Origin of the sequence: Collinsella aerofaciens, from assembly GCF_015546965.1 — a bacterium.
Classification (GTDB): Bacteria; Actinomycetota; Coriobacteriia; order Coriobacteriales; family Coriobacteriaceae; genus Collinsella; species Collinsella aerofaciens_X.
Map to the genome: position 1 here is coordinate 1 of NZ_JADMUF010000008.1, position 18,822 is coordinate 18,822.

Annotated in this window: 18 protein-coding genes, 1 tRNA gene and 1 pseudogene; 6 read left to right on the forward strand and 14 right to left on the reverse strand. The window is 59.8% G+C overall.

Translation table 11 applies throughout. The features are described from left to right. Positions 1-244 (forward strand): hypothetical protein (locus I1M21_RS09820; protein WP_229025661.1); only part of this gene is annotated, 244 nt, incomplete at its 5' end. 190 nt (positions 245-434) lie between these two features. Here I1M21_RS09820 and rplT read toward each other — a convergent pair. The 9 genes from rplT to recJ form a co-directional block, all read right to left on the reverse strand. Beyond that, entirely contained in the window at positions 435-794 is a 360-nt protein-coding gene (rplT, locus tag I1M21_RS06500) for a 50S ribosomal protein L20 (protein ID WP_006234421.1), read from the reverse strand. 46 nt (positions 795-840) lie between these two features. Beyond that, positions 841-1,032, reverse strand: a complete 192-nt coding sequence (gene rpmI / locus I1M21_RS06505; RefSeq protein WP_006234422.1) for a 50S ribosomal protein L35 — start codon at positions 1,030-1,032, stop codon at positions 841-843. Between the two features lie 32 nt (positions 1,033-1,064). Continuing rightward, positions 1,065-1,634 carry a translation initiation factor IF-3 gene (gene infC / locus I1M21_RS06510; RefSeq protein WP_006234423.1) on the reverse strand — a complete coding sequence of 190 codons (570 nt, stop codon included), beginning with the start codon at positions 1,632-1,634 and terminating at the stop codon, positions 1,065-1,067. A 431-nt stretch (positions 1,635-2,065) separates the two neighbouring features. Next, positions 2,066-2,152, reverse strand: a tRNA-Leu gene (locus tag I1M21_RS06515). A 39-nt stretch (positions 2,153-2,191) separates the two neighbouring features. Next, a complete protein-coding gene (locus I1M21_RS06520) occupies positions 2,192-3,625 on the reverse strand; it encodes a transglutaminase-like domain-containing protein (RefSeq protein WP_195192923.1) in 1,434 nt (477 codons plus the stop codon). 252 nt (positions 3,626-3,877) lie between these two features. Next, positions 3,878-4,744 (reverse strand): class II fructose-1,6-bisphosphate aldolase, encoded by an 867-nt coding sequence (gene fba, locus I1M21_RS06525; RefSeq protein ID WP_117638198.1) that lies wholly within the window; start codon positions 4,742-4,744, stop codon positions 3,878-3,880. Positions 4,745-4,938: 194 nt separating this feature from the next. Beyond that, complete coding sequence (locus I1M21_RS06530) at positions 4,939-5,622, reverse strand: MBL fold metallo-hydrolase (protein WP_324248731.1); 684 nt, start codon at positions 5,620-5,622, stop codon at positions 4,939-4,941. An 88-nt stretch (positions 5,623-5,710) separates the two neighbouring features. Next, positions 5,711-8,071 carry a RelA/SpoT family protein gene (locus I1M21_RS06535; RefSeq protein WP_195192925.1) on the reverse strand — a complete coding sequence of 787 codons (2,361 nt, stop codon included), beginning with the start codon at positions 8,069-8,071 and terminating at the stop codon, positions 5,711-5,713. Positions 8,072-8,086: 15 nt separating this feature from the next. Continuing rightward, positions 8,087-11,374: a single-stranded-DNA-specific exonuclease RecJ gene (recJ, locus tag I1M21_RS06540; RefSeq protein ID WP_195192926.1), complete on the reverse strand. Its 3,288-nt coding sequence runs from the start codon at positions 11,372-11,374 to the stop codon at positions 8,087-8,089. A 274-nt stretch (positions 11,375-11,648) separates the two neighbouring features. Here recJ and I1M21_RS06545 point away from each other — a divergent pair, with 274 nt between their 5' ends. Next, complete coding sequence (locus I1M21_RS06545) at positions 11,649-12,647, forward strand: bile acid:sodium symporter family protein (protein WP_195192927.1); 999 nt, start codon at positions 11,649-11,651, stop codon at positions 12,645-12,647. 30 nt (positions 12,648-12,677) lie between these two features. Here I1M21_RS06545 and I1M21_RS06550 read toward each other — a convergent pair whose 3' ends face one another. Then, positions 12,678-13,475 carry a DUF4931 domain-containing protein gene (locus tag I1M21_RS06550; RefSeq protein WP_195192928.1) on the reverse strand — a complete coding sequence of 266 codons (798 nt, stop codon included), beginning with the start codon at positions 13,473-13,475 and terminating at the stop codon, positions 12,678-12,680. A gap of 3 nt (positions 13,476-13,478) precedes the next feature. Continuing rightward, positions 13,479-14,156: a copper homeostasis protein CutC gene (locus I1M21_RS06555; RefSeq protein WP_195192929.1), complete on the reverse strand. Its 678-nt coding sequence runs from the start codon at positions 14,154-14,156 to the stop codon at positions 13,479-13,481. A 284-nt stretch (positions 14,157-14,440) separates the two neighbouring features. Between I1M21_RS06555 and I1M21_RS06560 the strand changes: the two genes are divergently transcribed. The 4 genes and pseudogenes from I1M21_RS06560 to I1M21_RS06575 form a co-directional block, all read left to right on the forward strand. Then, positions 14,441-14,761 (forward strand): PadR family transcriptional regulator, encoded by a 321-nt coding sequence (locus I1M21_RS06560; RefSeq protein ID WP_187362357.1) that lies wholly within the window; start codon positions 14,441-14,443, stop codon positions 14,759-14,761. After that, positions 14,748-15,380: a DUF1700 domain-containing protein gene (locus I1M21_RS06565; protein WP_117655177.1), complete on the forward strand. Its 633-nt coding sequence runs from the start codon at positions 14,748-14,750 to the stop codon at positions 15,378-15,380. The genes I1M21_RS06560 and I1M21_RS06565 overlap by 14 nt, the downstream gene beginning before the upstream one ends. 14 nt (positions 15,381-15,394) lie before the next feature. After that, on the forward strand, positions 15,395-15,658 hold the full coding sequence (locus tag I1M21_RS06570) for a hypothetical protein (RefSeq protein WP_089573305.1): 264 nt from the start codon (positions 15,395-15,397) through the stop codon (positions 15,656-15,658). A gap of 254 nt (positions 15,659-15,912) precedes the next feature. After that, positions 15,913-16,107 (forward strand): annotated as a pseudogene (locus I1M21_RS06575) (transposase); the annotation flags it as partial. Positions 16,108-16,170: 63 nt separating this feature from the next. Here the strand turns inward: I1M21_RS06575 and I1M21_RS06580 are convergent. From I1M21_RS06580 to I1M21_RS06590, 3 genes are read right to left on the reverse strand one after another with little or no spacing between them, the layout of a single operon-like run. Then, on the reverse strand, positions 16,171-16,884 hold the full coding sequence (locus I1M21_RS06580; protein WP_006234438.1) for an ABC transporter ATP-binding protein: 714 nt from the start codon (positions 16,882-16,884) through the stop codon (positions 16,171-16,173). Then, positions 16,885-17,745 carry an ABC transporter ATP-binding protein gene (locus tag I1M21_RS06585; protein WP_006234439.1) on the reverse strand — a complete coding sequence of 287 codons (861 nt, stop codon included), beginning with the start codon at positions 17,743-17,745 and terminating at the stop codon, positions 16,885-16,887. Next, a complete protein-coding gene (locus I1M21_RS06590) occupies positions 17,735-18,814 on the reverse strand; it encodes a branched-chain amino acid ABC transporter permease (RefSeq protein WP_195193014.1) in 1,080 nt (359 codons plus the stop codon). Before I1M21_RS06590 ends, I1M21_RS06585 begins: the two co-directional genes overlap by 11 nt. Positions 18,815-18,822 lie beyond the last annotated feature (8 nt).

Below are 18,822 nucleotides of genomic sequence, written 5' to 3' on the forward strand. Positions count from 1 at the left end.
GCCTCTCGGCGGCCTTGCGAAAAACAAATCCAAGTTAGACCATTTCAAATGGTTCGATGTCTGCCCGGATGCGACACATCTGGTGTGTCCATCCTCGCAGTATCCGGTTCTCAAGGTGCACGCCCCGCGGCTCATCCGGTTCCACCGGGCCGCGCGGCAAGGAGATATATTGCCAGACCGCGAAGCCCTGTGGGACGTCAATTCCACTCTTCACAAGTCCTACACAACATATTGCTTTCTATAGGTAGTAGAAAGACTAATGCGAATCTTCCGCACGTATCAGATGATGACCCTTTGGTTCAGGAATATATAGAGATCGGTCACCTGTAAGTGTTTATCTACCCGCGCTTTTAGCAATGTAAACCAGCGCTTTCGATAAAAAAGGGGAGCGCCGCGCACAACGCGACACTCCCCTAGCGATTCAAGAGAATCTATTAGGCCTCGAGAGCCTTCTTGGCAATGGTAGCCAGCTCGTTGAAGGACTCGATGTCCTCGTAAGCCATCTGAGCCAGGACCTTGCGGTCGAGCTCGATGCCGGCAACCTTCAGGCCGTGCATGAACTGAGAGTAAGAGATGTCGTTCAGACGAGCAGCAGCGTTGATACGAGTGATCCAGAGAGAACGGATCTCGCGCTTCTTGTTGCGGCGATCACGATACTGATACTGCAGGGAGTGCTGGACCTGCTCTTTAGCATGCTTGTAAGTACGCGAAGCGGCACCGTAGTAACCCTTCGCACGGTGCATAACGGTACGGCGCTTCTTCTTGGCGGCAACAGCGCGCTTAATACGTGCCATGTTCTATCAACTCCTAGACGGTAAAACGAAAAACGGGAAAACGAACTTAGGCGAGACGCGACTTGATGACCTTGCGGTCGGCAGCGGCGATCTCGGTCTCCTGACGGAAGCCACGCTTACGCTTGGTGGACTTCTTGCTCAGGATGTGGCTCTTGAAAGCCTTGGCGCGCATAAGCTTGCCGGTACCAGTCTTGCGGAAACGCTTCTTGGTGCCGCTGTGGGACTTCATCTTAGGCATGAAATACTCCTTAATCGGTTACAGAACACTAGTTACTTGGTATCGCTTGCCGCTTTATCCTCATCGAAGGCGCCCTTAATCGGGGCGAGCAGCATAAGCATGTTACGGCCTTCCATTTTAGGCTTGGACTCGACCGTAGCGTAAGGCTTGAGATCCTCGGCGAGACGCTCGAGAACGTTAAGGCCCTGCTCCGGGTGAGCCATCTCACGGCCGCGGAACATGATGGTGATCTTAACGCGTGCGCCCTTCTTGAGGAAACGCAGAACGTGGCCCTTCTTGGTCTCGTAGTCGCCAACGTCGATCTTGGGTCGGAACTTCATTTCCTTGACCTCGACCTTGGACTGGTTCTTACGAGCAGCCTTGGCCTTCATGGCCTGCTGGTACTTGAACTTACCGTAGTCCATGACCTTGCAGACCGGCGGCTCCGCGTTGGGAGCGATCTCGACCAGGTCGAGACCCTGATCGTCGGCGACGCGCTGGGCATCGCGGATGGCGAACAGGCCGAGCTGAGAGCCATCGACGCCAATCAAACGGCACGAAGATGCAGTGATCTCGTCGTTGATGCGGGTGTCATCAGACTTAGCTATTTTCCCTACCTCCATTCATAAAAAAATAACCCGGCGCTTCTCAGCAACCAGGTCGTACACATAGACTTCCTCGATTTGAGGAAGAGAATCTAAGTTGTATGACCAGTCAGCTGCTCATTGGCGCCAAAAGGTGGGAACCCTCGGGTTCCTCTTTAGGGCATTGCGGGAACAACGCCTTGCGAATAATAACACGTACAGCGCGTTATCACATTACGTACACGAAAAAGGGGCCTTGACCCCCTTGAACGCTCGCTTGCATGTATGGTGCCCGAGGCGAGACTCGAAGGGCCTTCGCTTCGCGAAGCCCCGGGCTTCGGGCGCGTGGCGCCCTCGCCACGCTCCGCTTCAAACAGGCCGCAGGCCTGTTTGCTTAACGCTTCGCGCGCTCACGCGAGTTCGGCACGAAAAAGGGGGCCGCAGCCCCCTTGAACGCTCACTTGCATGTATGGTGCCCGAGGCGAGACTCGAACTCGCACGTTGTTGCCAACGGTGGATTTTGAGTCCACTGCGTCTGCCAATTCCGCCACTCGGGCACGCAATGCGTGAGTTAGTTTATCACAGCTTTCTGTTGATTAGTCCGAAAATGGAACTTCGAGCATTTCGATGAGTTCGACCGTGCGGAGCATCTCGCGCTGACGGCATCCGCGACCGTCGACCGAAGCCTCACCCATCTGGTTATCGTAAGGGTCCTCGCGCATGCCGTCGAAAGAGGGGTCAAACTCTGCCTGGAATCGATTGTTGGCCACCATACGCCACGGGTCGAGATTGCCAAAGTAGTGACGGCGGCGCCACTCCTCCCCCATCCTGCGAGCAGAAGATCCAAATGACACGTCGGCGTTGAGCCAACCGGTCTGCGGCGTATAGAACTCTGCCCAGTCGTGCGACCCCACCGAATCGGGCGCAACGTACAGGCCGCTCTGCCAACGGGCAGGCACGCCCGCGATACGGCACATGGTGATAAACGTGAGCGCCATAACGCCGCAATCGCCGCGGAGCGAATGCGCGCAGTCATCGGCAATAGATCCCAAAAGCAAGTACGGCGGCTGATAGCGATAGTCGATATGCTGCGTCAGATAATCATAGATAGCACGGGCGCGATCGAGCGGATCCTCGAGTCCGTCAACAACACCGGCCGTCAGCTGCTGCAGATACGGCGTGAATGCAATGTGTGGACGGTCCTCGGAGGTGTCCACGGGCAGTGGCGCGTCCATGCAAGGATGCGCCGGAAGCGCACCCCCATAGATATCGCGATAAGCGGCATCGATTTGATAGCGATAGGTCACCGAGAATGAGCGTTCACTCGAAGAAGACCACGAGGCGGTACGTGCCGAAGCGTTCGCGGGAGCAACAGCACCTTCCGGCGTCATGTCGAGAATCTCGACCCGAGTCTGCTGACGGCAGGCAGCCGCGACGGGAAGCCAAGCGCAAACGGTCTCCCCCTCCAGAGCGCCGGGGACAGACACAGACGCTTTAAGCGTAATGACGCGAGCCAATCCGTTTTGCGACTCCATCTCCTTGAGCATCTCGTTGCGCATTGCAATTCCGTCCGTAGTATCGGACCGCATGCCGGGAACCTCTTTGGGATATACGCGAAGCGAATCGAGGAAGTTGTCGAGAACGAACAGCTCGCCGTCGATAAAGCGCCAGTCAATACGCTTACGGTCAATCAGATCGTCAAACTGCTCCTCGGTAAACTCAGGCCACTCCTCGCGAATCATCGCAATAGCTCGATCGCGCGACACTGAAAAATGAAGCGGCGTCTCAAGCATGCGATACCGCTCGGCACGAACGCAGGCTGCCAGGGAAGGCTCAGGATTCTGCCTCAAAAGACGATCACAAGCCGCAACAGCCTGCGTCAAATATCCGGCATCCTTGAGTCGAAGAATCTCGGGCGGCAGTCCAATATCGAGATGGCGAAAGTCATCACAGCAAACATCAATAGAGCAACCAACAGGACCCTCGTCAATAACCTTCCCATCCGAAGGCAGCACATTAATAACAGCCATACCAAACTCCAAGTCATTAGAACTCTCGAAGCCCATTGTAGCGAGATAAATAGAAAGCCCCAACAAAGGAGCCATCAACGCCGCTGAACGGTAGCAAAAATGAATTCAGCCTCGTAACCCTGCAGCGAGTTAACAAAGGAGGCCCCGTTCGCCCGGAGCTTTTCCCATTGCGCGACTTCTGGCAAAGCCAGGTGAGCGCAAGGGAAAAGCGTAGGGTGAACGGGGCCTCCGACGGGAAAGTTAAACCGCTACTTACGCCTTGTTGACGGAGCCAAACTCCTCCATGAGCTCCTTGGTGCGGGCAACGATGTTGTCGCGACCAGGCTTGAGGAGCTTGCGGGGGTCAAAGCCCTTGCCCTGCTGATCCTTGCCAGCCTCGATGTACTCGCGAACGCCCTTGGCGAAGACGAGCTGCAGGTCGGTGTTGACGTTGATCTTGGAGATACCCAGGGAGATGGCCTTCTTGATCTGATCCTCGGGGATGCCGGTGCCACCGTGCAGGACGAGGGGCAGGTCGCCGGTCTCGGCCTTGATCTCGCCCAGACGCTCGAAGGAAAGGCCAGCCCAGTCGGCAGGGTACACGCCGTGGATGTTGCCGATACCGCATGCGAGGAAGTCGACGCCCAAGTCAGCAATCTGCTTGCACTCAGCAGGATCAGCGAGCTCGCCGCTGGAGGTCACGCCGTCCTCGGTGCCACCGATGCCGCCGACCTCGGCCTCAATGGACATGCCCTTGGAGTGGGCAAGCTCAACGAGCTCCTTGGTGCGGTCGAGGTTAAGCTGGAAGGTCTCCTCGTGAGAGCCGTCATACATGATGGACGTAAAGCCGGCCTCGATGCACTTGAAGCAGTCCTCGTAAGAACCGTGATCGAGGTGAAGGGCGACGGGAACGGTAACGCCCGTGGCCTCGACGGCAGCCTTGACCATGTCGGCGCAGACCTTGAAACCGCCCATCCACTTAGCGGCACCAGCGGTGCACTGAAGGATCAGCGGAGACTTGGCCTCCTCGGCGGCCTGGAGAATAGCCAAGGTCCACTCGAGGTTGTTGGTGTTGAAGGCACCGAGACCGTACTTGCCGGCCTCGGCCTTCTTGAGCATGTCTGCTGCGTTGACGAGCATAAAAGAAACCTCCTGTAAGGTTGCTCCGATAACGCCTGAGATTTTACCACGACATACCCGAGCATAAACGTTCGTTTGTTCACGAATACCATCCGATTGGACAAATTTTGACCGTTTGCCCCAAAGAATCGACCCACTGGGGAAAATAGCTTGACGATTGACCGGTCTTCGTGGTTCGAAAGACGGCTTCGAGCCTACATCTGCATAAACGGGTTCTGCATAAGTTCGCGCGCCATCGTGGTCGAATCGCCATGGCCCGTCAAGCAAACGGTATCGGGCGGAAGCGTCTTGGCAAGTTTGGAGAGCGAGCGCATAATCGCCGCCTCGTCACCGCCGGAAAGATCGGTACGACCGTGGCTGCCCGGGAAAAGCGTGTCGCCCACAAAGGCGATGTTCCCCTGCTCGGTCGCGGCGAACAGGACGATGCCGCCCGGCGTATGCCCCGGCGTCTCGATCACCTGCAGGCAGACGTCGCCCACCTCGATTGTATCGCCCTCGGCAAGCAAACGCGTCGGCTCACCCGGATCGGGCGTCTCGATACCCCACATGGTGCGCTGCTCCTCGATATTTGCGCGAGGTACCGTCACGTCCTTAGCGCACAACTCATATAGCGCGCCGTCGCCAACGACAGCTCGAACCCCGGCAACCCCGCCAACATGGTCGGCATGACCGTGCGTGCAGACAGAGCCGAGTACGCGCACCTCAGGATGCGCGGTGCGGATATGCTCCACAAGACGCTCGCCCTCCCACGCCGGATCGACGATTAAGCACTCGTCATTCGAAATCACGGCGTAACTGTTGGTCTGAATGGGGCCGTTGACGAGCGCCTCAATCGAAGCCGAACCTCGGGGTGTCAGGTCCAAAGTCATATCGCCCATGCGCATGCCCTCCTTCTAAAATACGTTCGAGGCACCAAACGATGCCTCGAACGTAACCAATATCTATGATGCTGAGAGGCTCTCGCACCTACACACGACGCTTGAGCTGAGCTCCGCCTTCGCCGGGCATAAGACGGCGAGCGTCGTAGACCGAATCGACACTGCTGATGGAAGCCAGCAGCGGATCCAGACCGCTCGCGTCCGAGATCTCGACCATAAAGCGCAGGGTTGCAATACCCTCGCGGTTGGTCGACGTGGCGGCAGAAAGGATATTGCCACCCGCATCGCCAATGGCAATGGTGACATCCTTGAGCAGGCCCATGCGGTCCAGGCACTCGACCACGATCTCGACCTGGAAGAGGGTGTCGGCAGCGCCGTCCCACTCCACATCGATCATGCGCTCGGGATGTTCCATAAGACCCTTGACGTTAGGGCAGTTGGCGCGATGCACCGAAACGCCACGACCGCGCGTAATGAAGCCGACGATGTCGTCGCCCGTCACGGGGTTGCAGCAATGAGCCAGACGGACCAGCAGGCCGCTGTTGCTCTCGCCCTTGACGATAATGCCGTTACTGGCGCTCTTGCCGTGCTTTTGCGGCTTGCGATTGGAGCCGCGAGCGGGCTGCTTCACGACCTCGGCGATAGCCTCGGCCTTGGTGAGCTGTTCCTCGGGCTTGGGGTCCAAGATTTGCCCGACCTTATTGCCCACAGCACGCGGGGCAACCTTGCCGGCGCCGACGGCGGCAAACAGGTCCTCGAGCTGCTTGAAGTTAAACTGCTCCGCCACGGCGTTGAGTGCACGCGTCGAACGCGGCGTAGAAATGCCATAGCCACGCTTACGCAGGTCCTTGGCCAGCATATCGCGACCGGCGGCAGCGTCGTCGTCCTTGGTCGCAGCGGCAAAATAGCGGCGGATCTTTGACTTGGCGGAAGGTGTCTTAACGATCTTGAGCCAATCACGCGACGGCTTGGAACTCTTGTTAGTCAGGATCTCGACACGGTCACCCGTCTTAATCTCGTGCGTGAGCGGAGCCACCGCACCGTTGATTTTGGCGCCGACGCAATGGTTTCCCACCTCGGTGTGAACGGCATAGGCAAAGTCGAGCGGCGTGGAGCCGGCGCGAAGCGCCATGACCTCGCCTTTGGGCGTGAAGACAAAGATCTCCTGATCGAACAGATCGACCTTCAGCGAGTGCAGGTATTCCTTGGCATCGGTGATCTCGTCGGAAGCCGCCCAATCGAGCGAATGCTTGAGCCAGTTGATCTGGTCGTCCAGACGTTGAGCGTCATTGGTCTTGGAAGCAGACGATCCGCCCGACTTCTTATATAGCCAGTGGGCGGCAATGCCGTACTCGGCCTGCTCATGCATCTCGTAGGTTCGAATCTGAATCTCGAGCGGGCGGGCCGTGGGGCCGATGACCGTCGTGTGGAGCGACTGGTAGTTATTGACCTTGGGCATGGCGATATAGTCTTTAAAGCGACCGGGCATGGGGTGCCACAGCGTATGCACTGCACCGAGCGTGGAGTAGCAATCGCGCACCGAATGGGTAATTACGCGCAGCGCCACCAGGTCGTAGATCTCGGAGAACTCCTTACCCTTGCGCTTCATCTTTTGGTAGATGGACCAATAGTGCTTGGAGCGGCCGTTGATCTGGAAGTCCTCCAGGCCAATGCGGTTGAGCTCATCAGTAAGCGTCTTGATGGTCTCGGCAAGGTAGCGCTCGCGGACCTCGCGCGACTCAGCCACCATGCGCGCGATGCGCTGGTAGGCATCGGGCTCCAGGTAGAAGAAGGACAGGTCCTCGAGCTCCCACTTGATAGAGCTCATGCCCAGGCGGTCGGCCAAGGGCGCGTACACGTCCATGGTCTCGCGAGCCTTAAACAGGCGACGATCCTCGCGCAGGGCTGCCAGCGTTCGCATGTTGTGCAGACGGTCGGCAAGTTTAACGATGATGACGCGAATGTCCTTGGACATGGCGAGGAACATCTTGCGCAGCGTGAGCGCCTGCTTCTCGTCCATGCTGTCGACTTCGATGTTGGTGAGCTTGGTCACGCCATCGACGAGCTCGGCCACCGTATCGCCAAACAGGCCGGAAACATCGGCGAGCGAGGTCTCGGTGTCCTCGACGGTATCGTGCAGCAGCGCGGCGCACACCACATCGCAGTCCATCTTGAGGTCGGCCAAAATGATGGCCACCTCGACGGGATGGTTGATGTACATCTCACCCGAGCGGCGCTTTTGGTTGCAGTGCTTCTCGGCGGCAAAGCAATAGGCCTGCTCCACCTTAGAAAAGTCGTCCTCATTCATATATTTGAGGCACAGGCGCTCCAGCTTGTCGTAGCTGTCCGCCATAATCTCGGGCGGCAGCTCATCGGCATGCTTATAGTGCTCCATCTCCGAAAACGGCTGGAGGGTGGAATCATGGGCGGTACGGGCTGCGGCATCCATCGAGGTCCCCTTCCCCTAGGCCCGCGGTACGATCGGGCGGTTAACTTTGGCTAGCATATCAGAAGCGCACGAATCGAGCGCCCAGCTCCGGAAAGCCGAAAACTCCATGCGCGAGCGCAAGCCCTCCAAATAGCGAATTGACCTGCTCAATTGCACGCGACCGGGGTTTTCGGCCATCGCGATGCGACGAGTGTCGTCAAACCCCGAAACTCGACAGAAACCAAGCTCTTCGAAGATTCCCAGGCCGCTTTCCACCGAGCGCTCGTCGACCGGCGTGCGGGCATCGATGGCAAGGCACATCTGCGCGATGTCGATATCGCTCGCGCTAAAGGAATCGTCCCCGGTTTTGCCGCGGTTGGAGCGCCACATGGTCTGCAGCGCGCGATAGAGCGTGACGAGCTCGTCGCGCTCGGGCGCATAGCAGTCGAGCAGGCGCTCGTTAATGCGGGCGTCGCGCGACGAATAGAGCAGATGGATCACGGCGGGCTGGCCATCGCGGCCGGCACGTCCGCTCATCTGGTTGAACTCGATGGCGCCAAACGGCATGTGGTAGAGCACGACATGGCGGATATCGGGCAGGTTGACACCCTCGCCAAAGGCGGAGGTCGAAACGATGCAGCTGAGGCTTCCGTCTCGGAATGCTTCCTCCACGCGGCGGCGATCGGAACGCGCAAGCCCCGCGTTATAGAACGCGATATGGGCTGCGCAATCGGGCACACGCTTGCGCAACGTCTTGGCGAGCGCCACGGACTGGTCGCGCGAATTGACGTAAATGACGGTCTTCTCCCCCGTCGCCACGATCGACACCAAACGGTTCTCGCGGCTCGCAAGGTCGCGGTCGTCCTCGAGCTGCAGGTTCTCGCGCACCGTCTCGTCGACCACCGTGCGAGTGATCGGCAACATGCGGGCAAGCTCGGCCACGACCGGAGCCGTCGCGGTGGCCGTCGCAGCCATAACGACCGGGTCGCCCAGGGCTTTGAGGATATCGGGCATGTCAAGATAGGCGCTGCGGTCGCCGCCCTTGGCAAGGCCGGCGTGGTGCGCCTCATCGATAACGACAAAGCCGATGCGGCCCGAACGCGCGAAACGGTCACGGTGGATAGACAGGAACTCGGGCGTCGTGAGCACGATACCGGTGCGGCCCGAAGCTAGACCGGCGAACACGTCATCGCGTGCGGCCTCCACGGTCTCGCCGGTCAGCACGCCAACGCCAATGCCAAGCGCTGCCATCGTCGACGAGAGGTGATAGGCCTGGTCGGCAACGAGCGCACGCAGTGGATAGACAAAGATGCTCGCACGCCCGCGAAGGACCGCCTCGCGCGCGGCATGCACATGGAAGATGAGCGACTTGCCGCGCCCCGTTCCCATAACGGCCAGAACACTTTGGTGATCGGCCAGGGCATCGAGCGCCTCGACCTGCGCGCGATGCGGCTGGTTCGAGCCTATAAAGCTATGGATAAGCGAGCGCGTCAGCTCGGTATAAGAAAGCTGGGCGAGCGTCTCGCGTTTACGCGACTCCAGGCGCAGGCCGGAATCCGCCGGCTGCACGCCACGACGAAGCTCGCATGCCGGATCGTCGACGCTGGGCAGCGTGGTATCGCGGACCAGAACATCCTTGATCATGAGCTTGGGCTTCACACGCCCCTGCCAATGCTCGGCAACGGCCTCGAACACCAAGTCGACAGCGCTATCGCAGTTGATGAGCTTATCGATTTGCGGCACGCGGAACATAATGGCCGGCACACTCGCGGCGCCATCGGTCGCCACAAAGCGCATGTGCTCGCCGGTTTTGCCCACCACGGCGCGATCGCACATCGTCACGCCCTCGGCGGCCAGCAGCGGCACCTTGTTGCCCTGGCCAAACGGCTCAAGACGGGAAATCTGCTCTATAGTCTCGATATTCAACTCGGAAAGGTCGACCGTGGCGGCAACCTCGTCGGTGTCCTCAAAGTCTTCGGCGGGAAGCTCGGACAGCACGGCGGAAAGACGTCGACGGAACTCGTCGAGCTTGGACGCCTCGATGGTCACTCCCACCGCACCGGCATGTCCGCCGCGACGAATCAGCAGGTCGGAACAGCGCTCAACGGCGTCAAACAGGTTAACTTTGCCCACCGAGCGACCAGAGCCGCGCGCGATACCGTCCTCGATCGAGAACAGCAGTGCCGGCACGTGATAGCGGTTGGTCAGACGGCTTGCCACGATGCCCTTGACGCCCTCGTGCCAGCCTTCACCGCCCACGACGATCGCGCGTCCGCCGTCATAGGTCTCCTCGACCTTTGCGATGGCATCGCGCGTGAGCTCCGCCTCGATCTCACGGCGCTGGCGGTTGATTTCCTCGAGCTCAGCCGCCAGCGCGCTTGCTTCGATGGGATTGTGGGCAAGCAGCAGGTCGAGCGCCAGCTTGGGATCGGCCATGCGACCGGCAGCGTTTAAGCGGGGAATGAGCGAGAATGACAGGCCATCCGCCGTAATGCTCGAAAGGTCCGCCTTGGCGAGCGAGGCAAGCGCGATATAGCCGGGGCGAGCGGTTACGCGCATCTGCTGGATGCCCTCGGCAACCAGCGCGCGGTTCTCGGGCGTGAGCGGCATCATGTCGGACACGGTGCCCAGCGCCGCGACCTCGATTAGCGAACGCCAATACGACGGCTTGCCCAGGCGCTCACCCAGGACTTGCACCAGCTTGAGCGCCACGCCAGCACCGGCGAGCTCGCGCGAGGGGCCCTCGTCCTCGAGCTTGGGGTCGGTCAGGGGTACACCCTGCGGCACCTGGTCGGAGGGCTCGTGATGGTCCGTGACCACCAAATCGATCCCCAGGCTCTCCAGATAGGAAACCTCTTCCTTGGCGGCAATGCCGTTATCGACGGTCACGATCAGCTGGGGGCGAGCGAGCTCGTTAACGCGGTCGAGTGCCGCGCGCGAAAGACCGTAGCCCTCATCAAATCGATGCGGAATAAACGGCGTGACATCGGCGCCAAACGTGCGCAGCGCCTCGGTCAACAGACAGGTCGACGTAATACCGTCAACGTCAAAATCGCCAAAGACTGCAATGTGCTCGTGGTTGCGAATAGCACGCTCGACGCGGTCGGCAACGACCGACATGCCCGGGATAATGAGTGGGTCGGCCCAGTCGCGATCGAGCGAAGGCGTCAAAAACAATTGGCCCTCTTTGATGGAGCCAATGCCGTGCGCGACCATAATGCGCGCCACCAGCCCGGGAATGCCCAGACCAGCCGAAAGCTCCTTTTCAAGCTCGGGGTTTTGCTGAGCGACCGCCCAGCGATGCGTCGTCTTAAGCGATGACATAGGCACCCACCCCTGATAGGGGCAGGTCGCCGCGATACCTCTCACGGTTCATAGCGATGAGTCCTCTGTGTATGCCCGCTTCGGCAGGCAGATCTGTTGAACGGATTTATTATACCGTGCAGCGCGGACGCAAAACGCCGCGGTGCGCCGCGGTTTCGGCAAACGATGGCGGTAATGGCCTCGAAATAATCGAGCGTTTCAGCCGCACGGACGCATACGAGCGTCTAGCATATCCATACAAACGAGTTCGCGGATAAAGGGAGTCACGGGACATATGAAGCAATGGGCTGGACTGGGAAAGTTCCTCGCGGGGCATATGCAGATCATCGTTCCGATTTGCGTGGCGCTCGGCGTGCTCTTTCCCCAGCAGATCGGCGTGCTCAAGCCCATTGTTCCCGCCCTCTTCGCCTTTATGACGTTTCAGGGCGCGCTCAGCAACACCTTTCACCAGGTAGCCGAGGTGTTCCACCGTCCGCTGCACCTGATTCTGGCGCTACTGGTCTCGGCAGTGCTTATTCCCATCGCGGCGTATGCCATAGGGTCACTCTTTTTTGGCTCCAACCCCAACCTTGTCTGCGGCATCGTGCTCGAGTACAGCGTGCCCGTGGCCGTCACCGCTTTTATGTGGATCAGCATGTTCGGCGGCAACGGCCCGCTCGCGCTCACCATCATCCTGACGTCCTCGGTTATCTCCCCTGTGACGATTCCGCTCACGCTTAAGCTCTTGCTGGGTGCCACCGTCTCGATCGATGTGCCGAACATGATGCAGGACATGGCCTTTATGATCGCCATCCCCGCCGTGCTCGGCATCGTGATCAACGAGCTCACGCGTGGATGGGGACACGAGAAGCTCTCCCCCGCGCTCTCGCCCGCCTGCAAGTTCATGATGATGGGCGTTATCGCCTCCAACTCCACCGCCATGAGCGAGTACGTGCTGCACATGAACGCGGTGCGCCTGGAAGTCGCCCTCTTTATTTTGACCTTCGCCATCAGCGGCTTTGTCGTCGGTTTTCTGGTCGCCCGTGCGCTGCATCTGCCATATAGCGAGACGACTACCATGTGCTTTACCTGCGGCATGCGTAACATCTCTTCGGGCGCCGTCATCGCCACGCAATACTTTCCGGGCGAAGTCGTGTTTCCCGTCATGTGTGGAACGTTGTTTCAGCAGGTGCTCGCCTCGCTTATCGGGCACCTCTTTGAGCGTCTGACCGGCGAGGAGCGCGCCGCCCAGCGCAAGCGTGTCGAGGCCGGCCGCAACGCCATGGCACGCTAGACTGTCCGCATTACGCGGGTGTTAGTCTTGCTATACGAGCGTTTCCAGATGCGCACGCAGGCACTCAGCATCGATATCGAGCGTGGTCTCAGCATTGACCTGGGCCAGACGATAGCCCACAAAGTAGGGCGATACCACCCAACGTGGCAGCGCCTTGGCAATGGTCCGGCCGTCTATGTGGTAGAAGAACAAGTTGTACGACTCCGCGCGACCACCGTGGTGCTCGTTCAGGATATAGCGCAGAGCTACCTGGATCGCATCGGCGAAGAGATCCGCCTCGGCTTGGTCTCTTGTGTCATCGCTAGCGGCGATTCCTTGCGGGGCTGAAACGTTGATCTCAAAGAACCCCATGATCGGTTCGGTTGAGATGTTGACCGAGATCCTCCCCTGTTGCCAGACATTGATGCCTTCGAAATTGGTGGAAGTCAGCGAAGCATAGCCGTCTTCCTGCTCCAAACCCACAATCTGCATGTGCGGATGAACGAGACTACCGCCCGAGAGCGGACCCTTGTTCTTGTACATGAGCACGCTTCGATACTGCTGTGAATCGATCATCTGCTGCCAGCAACCCAGGGCAAACCGCATCACATGGTGGAGTTCATCCGGCTCATAGGTCACCAGGTCGGCATCGTGATCGGCCGACTCGATCAGCACGGTTTGACGGGTGGCGCGCAGGGTCTTGAACTTATTCTCGAGCCAAATGCAATCGCCATCACGGCGAATGATGTCGGTGAGCCCTTCTGTATCGCAAAAGGGGCACGTGGTGCCGGGGCGGCGGTTGTCGTCGGGCTTACCGTTCGCCTGCTGAACGTCAAATACCAGCGCCACGGGTTATACCTCCAGCGGCACGATCTTGGTGCCATGGAGCTCGGAGACGCCCAGTGCCGCCGCCACGGTATCGCGGTTGGCCGTGGAAATGCCGCCGCCGGGAAGGATGGTCAGGCGGTCTCCCGCACACTCGATAAGACGCGACAGATGCTCCAGGTTGTCCTCGATCGGCGTACCGGCCGCGCCGCCATGCGTCAGGATGCGCGTAACACCGCAGTCGGCAAGCGTGTCAATCGCATCGAGCTGAGTCTCGGGCGAGAGCTGGTCAAAGGCCATGTGAAAGGTAATGTCGATGGGCCCGCGCTTGCACTCCTCGGTCGCGCAGCCCGCAGCCATCACGAGGGCGCCGAGCGTGAGCTCGTCGAGCGCCCATCCGCCGGCGCAGGGCTTGCAGCAGCCAAAGACCAAGCCGTCGGCGCCGGCGCTCACGGCAAGGCCCAAGTCCATCTCCATCATGCGCAGCTCGTCCTGGTTGTAGTGAAAGTCGCCGCCACGCGGACGGATCATGCACATCACTCGAGCGTCGTGCTCGTGAGCATAACTGACCGTAGCGCTGATAACGCCGGCCGAGGGCGTGGTACCACCGACGGCAAGGTTGTCGCACAACTCGATGCGCTTAGCACCGGCATCGATAGCCGCCGGCACCCGCTCAAAGTTCTCGGCACAAAACTCGTACAGCATAGATAGCCCCCAGGAGACATTTCGATTTCCACACGGCATTGTCGCACGTTAAATAGCAACCCGCACGATGGAACAAAACCTTGACAAGGAGTGTCCCAAAGTGCCGGCACATAAGGAACGTCCCCAGGTGCCACCTTGAGCGATGGGTACTCATTTAAGCACGTCCCCAATGAGTACCCGCAGGGGACAGACAGACCGGACTCCCTATACGACAACTGTTGACATCATATACTATGTGTCATATAGTAGGTGTTACACAGTATACTACGAAAGGAGGTGTGCGGATGGAGGCACAGATGAAGCGCGGCTTCCTCGAGGCCTGCGTGCTCGCGGCCGTCTCGGGCGAGGAATCCTACGGCTATCAGATCGTGAAGGACGTGCCCGCGAGTATGGGGCTCACGGAATCCACGCTCTATCCGTTGCTCAAGCGCCTGGAGAAGGCGGGCTGCATCACCGCGCGCTCCGCCGAGCACAACGGGCGGCTGCGGAGGTACTACCGCATCACGGACGCCGGGCGCGAGCGTATCGCCGAGTTCCTCGCCGAATGGCCATCCGTGCAGGAGATCTACCGTTACGTGGAGGGGGCGCACCATGACGCGCGATGAGTTCTTGAACCGGCTGGGCGAGCTTCTGGCCTGCCTGCCGGCAGATCAGGTAAAGGAAACGCAGGAGTTCTACGCGGAGGCCATCGCCGACCGTATGGAGGACGGCATGACGGAGGCCGAGGCTGTGGCCGCCATGGGCACGCCCGGTGAGGTCGCCGAGGCAACGCTCGACGAACTGCCCGCCGTGCCGCGCGCGATCGCGAGGACCAAGCGCAAGAGCACAGCACTTCTATGGGCGCTCGCCATCGTGGGCTCTCCGGTATGGATTCCGCTGCTGCTCGCGTTCGTCGCCGTTGCCGCTGCAGTCTACATCTGTATTTGGGTTCTTGCGCTCTGCGTGTGGATCGTGGCCGCGGCATTCGGGGGCGCGGGCCTGGTAGGGCTCCTGTTCGCCGTGGACGGCATCATTATCGGGCATGTTCCGTACGTTTTGGCCTCGATGGGAATGGGATTCGCTTCCATCGGTGTGGCGCTCCTCACGGGAGCCGGCGCCTGGACGGCGTCCAAGCAGATCGCGCGCCTCTCTGCCCTTTGGGCGAAGAAAGCCGTTTCGCCCTTCTGGAAAGATCGAGGCAATAAGAGCCGCATGGGCGCCGAAGCGGCGCCGCTCACGGCATAGGAAGGAGTGCAAACATGTCCAGCGTAAAAAGGATTTACCTTGCCGTAGCGGGTGGGCTTGTTGCCACGGGGCTCGTCCTGGCTGCTATCGGATTTGTGGCCTCCGGCTTTAACCTCGCTGTGCTCAACACGCAGATCGACCTGCGCGATGACACCATCATTCTGGGTGGTGTTGAAATAGACGACCCGACAGGGCTTCCACTCATCGAGCAGCTTGCCGAGGTCGGCGAGATCCATATTGGATCTGCAACGACTGGTTCGTCTTCTCCTCGCAAATGATCGAGCTCGTAGCAGCCGTCCCCCCCCCTTCGGGCGCACCACGACGGGCATGAGCACGCCGCGCTCGGAGCCTTTTTGCGAGACCTTCCGTCACGCTCTTCCTGCGTGGTGAACCGGTCATCGACCGACGAGAGGCTGATGGGAATCTCTCGACTTCGGGCCAATCCCGCTCACCGATCTGGTCTTCCTTCGTGATGCGCACATAAGCGAGCAGACACCGCGCAGTGCTTCAGCGCGGCCGCACTTCCACGTCTATGACGGAGGTGCCCGGCGGCGTCTTGGCGATCCCCTTGTTTGCAGGCGTTAGCGCGTGGGGATCGCCCACTCGGGGGTCGAGGCCGCCGAGGACGGCGGCGAACCTCGCGGTGTCATTCGACATCGCGAGGTTCCCGGACCATGACCACCTGGCCTCGTACCGCGGCATAGCCCCAAGGGTGAGGAGCTTCGGCACGTCGATCAGGGCGCCCGCGCAGCGTCGGCCGGTCCGCCGTTCGGCAGAACGGCGGAAGTCCCTAGCCGCCCAGGTAAGCCTTGCGGACGTTGTCGTCGTGCAGGAGCTCTTGGCCGGTGCCGGTCATGGTGATCTTGCCGGTCTCGAGCACGTAACCGCGTGTGGCGATGGAAAGCGCCATCTGCGCGTTTTGCTCGACCAGAAGCACCGTGGTGCCGGCCTTGTGCAGGTCCTCGACAATCTGGAAGATCTGTTCGATCAGAATCGGCGCCAGACCCATGGAAGGTTCGTCGAGCATAAGCAGTTTGGGGTTACTCATAAGGGCGCGCCCCATAACGAGCATCTGCTGCTCGCCGCCTGAAAGGGTGCCGGCGACCTGGCGACGACGTTCCTTCAGGCGCGGGAACTGCTCGTAGACGCGCTCCAGGCCCGGAGCCACCGTGGACTTGGGCTGCGTATAGGCGCCCATCTCCAGGTTCTCCTCAACCGTCATCTGCAAAAAGGCGCGACGACCCTCGGGAACCTGAGCCAGGCCCTTACCAACCAGCTTATCAGCGGGCGTATGGGTAATGTCCTCGCCCATAAACTTGATGGAGCCGGTCTTGGAGCGCAGCAGGCCCGAGACGGTCTTGAGCGTTGTGGACTTGCCGGCACCGTTGGCACCAATCAAGGCCACGATCTCGCCCTCGTTAACGTTAAAGGAGATGTCCTTGATGGCGTGGATGGCGCCGTACCAGACGTTGATGTTGTAGACGGAAAGCATCGGCTCTGCCATTTAGTTCTCCCCCTTATCCTGCTTACCCAGATACGCCTCGATAACGGCGTCGTTGTTCTGGATTTCCTCTGCCGTGCCCTTGGCGATAACCTTGCCAAAGTTAAGCACGCAGATGCCCTCGCAGATGTTCATGACGAGCGACATATCATGCTCGATAAGCATGATGGCGATGCCGAAGGTGTCGCGAATCTTGACGATGTTCGCCATGAGCTCTGCGGTCTCGGACGGGTTCATGCCGGCGGCAGGCTCGTCGAGCAGCAGCAGCTTGGGGTTGGTGGCAAGCGCGCGGACGATTTCCAGACGACGCTGGGCGCCGTAAGGAAGCGAGCCGGCCTGCTCGTTTGCCAGGTGCTCCATGTCAAAGATGGACAGCAGCTCCATGGCGCGCTCGTGGGCGGCCTTCTCGTGCTTCCAATACGTCGGCAGGCGCAGCACGCCCTCAAAGCCGGAGTAGCGCTCCTGGTTGTGCAGGCCGACCTTAACGTTGTCCTCCACCGTCATGGTGTTGAACAGGCGAATGTTCTGGAACGTACGGGCAATACCCATGCGGTTGACCTGGTAGACCGACTTGCCCGAGGTGTCCTCACCATCGAGCAGGATGGTGCCGTGCGTAGGCTGGTACACCTTGGTGAGCAGGTTGAAGACCGTGGTCTTGCCGGCACCGTTGGGGCCGATGAGACCGGCGATCTCAGTCTTGCCGATGGTCAGGCTAAAGTCATCGACTGCCTTAAGGCCGCCGAATTCAATGCCCAGGTGGATGCACTCGAGCGCCGGGCGCTGGCCCAGGTCGCGGTCGGGAACGATGGCGCCAGAAGGATACGGGACCATCTTGCCCTTGTTGAACTCAAACTTACTGGGCATCGGCTGCCACCTCCTTCTTGGAAGCAAAGCGGTCCTTAATGCGTGCGAAGAACGCCTTGAGCTGTGGGTTGTTGGTAAAGACCATGACCAGAATCAATACGATGGCGTAGATGAGCATGCGGTAGTCCGAGAACTGACGGAGCAGCTCGGGGAGCACCGTGAGCAGCGCCGCGGCGATAACGGAGCCGCGCATGTTGCCCAGGCCGCCCAGGACCACGAACACCAGAATGAGGATGGACGTATTGAAGTCGAACTTAGTAGCGGAAAGCTGCGAGAAGTTACCGCCGAACAGAGCTCCGGCAGCACCGGCGAGGGCAGCGGAAACCACGAAGGCGATCATGCGGTACTGGGTGACGGAGATGCCCACAGACTCGGCAGCGATCTTGTTGTCGCGCACGGCAATAATGGCACGACCGGTACGGCTGCGAACCAGGTTGAGCACAATCACGAGCGCGACCATAACCAGGATTGCGCCGGCAAGGAAGGTCGAATAGGTCGACACGCCCGATGCGCCCTGCGCGCCCTTGATGATGGCGGTGCCGTCCTCGAGCAGGTGCAGGTCGTCGATCGTGGAGTTACCCGTGATGTTAAAGATCACATGCAGGCCGCGGGAATCGACGCCCACAATGAGACAGGTGACGACCTCTTTGATAATCTCGCCAAAAGCGAGGGTCACGATGGCCAGATAGTCGCCGCTCAGGCGCAGGACCGGAATACCGATCAAGAAGCCCAAGATGGCAGCGGCGATAGCGCCGACCACAATGCTGATGATCAGACGCATCGGATCGGACGGAACGGTGCTCTCCAGCGCGACGGCAGTGACGATGCCCATATAGGCACCGACGCTCATAAAGCCCGCGTGGCCCAGCGACAAGTCGCCCGCGATGCCGACGACAAGGTTAAGGGAGATGGCCATGACGATATAGGCCGTGATGGGAACCAACTGACCGGCGATCATGCGCGGGATCATGTGGTTGGACTGCATAAAGAACACGATGGCGAACGCCACAACGCACATGGCGTACGTGACAAAGTCGTGACGCGTCTGCCTGTCTTTAAGAAACTTCATAACGCTCA

Coding starts and splice junctions, on each gene's coding strand:
- I1M21_RS06585 (WP_006234439.1), bottom strand. CDS start 17,745: ATGCCCAGTAAGTTTGAGTTCAACAAGGGCAAGATGGTCCCGTATCCT.
- recJ (WP_195192926.1), bottom strand. CDS start 11,374: ATGTCATCGCTTAAGACGACGCATCGCTGGGCGGTCGCTCAGCAAAAC.
- I1M21_RS06520 (WP_195192923.1), bottom strand. CDS start 3,625: ATGGCTGTTATTAATGTGCTGCCTTCGGATGGGAAGGTTATTGACGAG.
- I1M21_RS06570 (WP_089573305.1), top strand. CDS start 15,395: ATGTCCAGCGTAAAAAGGATTTACCTTGCCGTAGCGGGTGGGCTTGTT.
- rpmI (WP_006234422.1), bottom strand. CDS start 1,032: ATGCCTAAGATGAAGTCCCACAGCGGCACCAAGAAGCGTTTCCGCAAG.
- I1M21_RS06535 (WP_195192925.1), bottom strand. CDS start 8,071: ATGGATGCCGCAGCCCGTACCGCCCATGATTCCACCCTCCAGCCGTTT.
- I1M21_RS06530 (WP_324248731.1), bottom strand. CDS start 5,622: ATGGGCGATATGACTTTGGACCTGACACCCCGAGGTTCGGCTTCGATT.
- I1M21_RS06555 (WP_195192929.1), bottom strand. CDS start 14,156: ATGCTGTACGAGTTTTGTGCCGAGAACTTTGAGCGGGTGCCGGCGGCT.
- infC (WP_006234423.1), bottom strand. CDS start 1,634: ATGGAGGTAGGGAAAATAGCTAAGTCTGATGACACCCGCATCAACGAC.
- fba (WP_117638198.1), bottom strand. CDS start 4,744: ATGCTCGTCAACGCAGCAGACATGCTCAAGAAGGCCGAGGCCGGCAAG.
- I1M21_RS06545 (WP_195192927.1), top strand. CDS start 11,649: ATGAAGCAATGGGCTGGACTGGGAAAGTTCCTCGCGGGGCATATGCAG.
- I1M21_RS06590 (WP_195193014.1), bottom strand. CDS start 18,814: ATGAAGTTTCTTAAAGACAGGCAGACGCGTCACGACTTTGTCACGTAC.
- rplT (WP_006234421.1), bottom strand. CDS start 794: ATGGCACGTATTAAGCGCGCTGTTGCCGCCAAGAAGAAGCGCCGTACC.
- I1M21_RS06560 (WP_187362357.1), top strand. CDS start 14,441: ATGGAGGCACAGATGAAGCGCGGCTTCCTCGAGGCCTGCGTGCTCGCG.
- I1M21_RS06565 (WP_117655177.1), top strand. CDS start 14,748: ATGACGCGCGATGAGTTCTTGAACCGGCTGGGCGAGCTTCTGGCCTGC.
- I1M21_RS06580 (WP_006234438.1), bottom strand. CDS start 16,884: ATGGCAGAGCCGATGCTTTCCGTCTACAACATCAACGTCTGGTACGGC.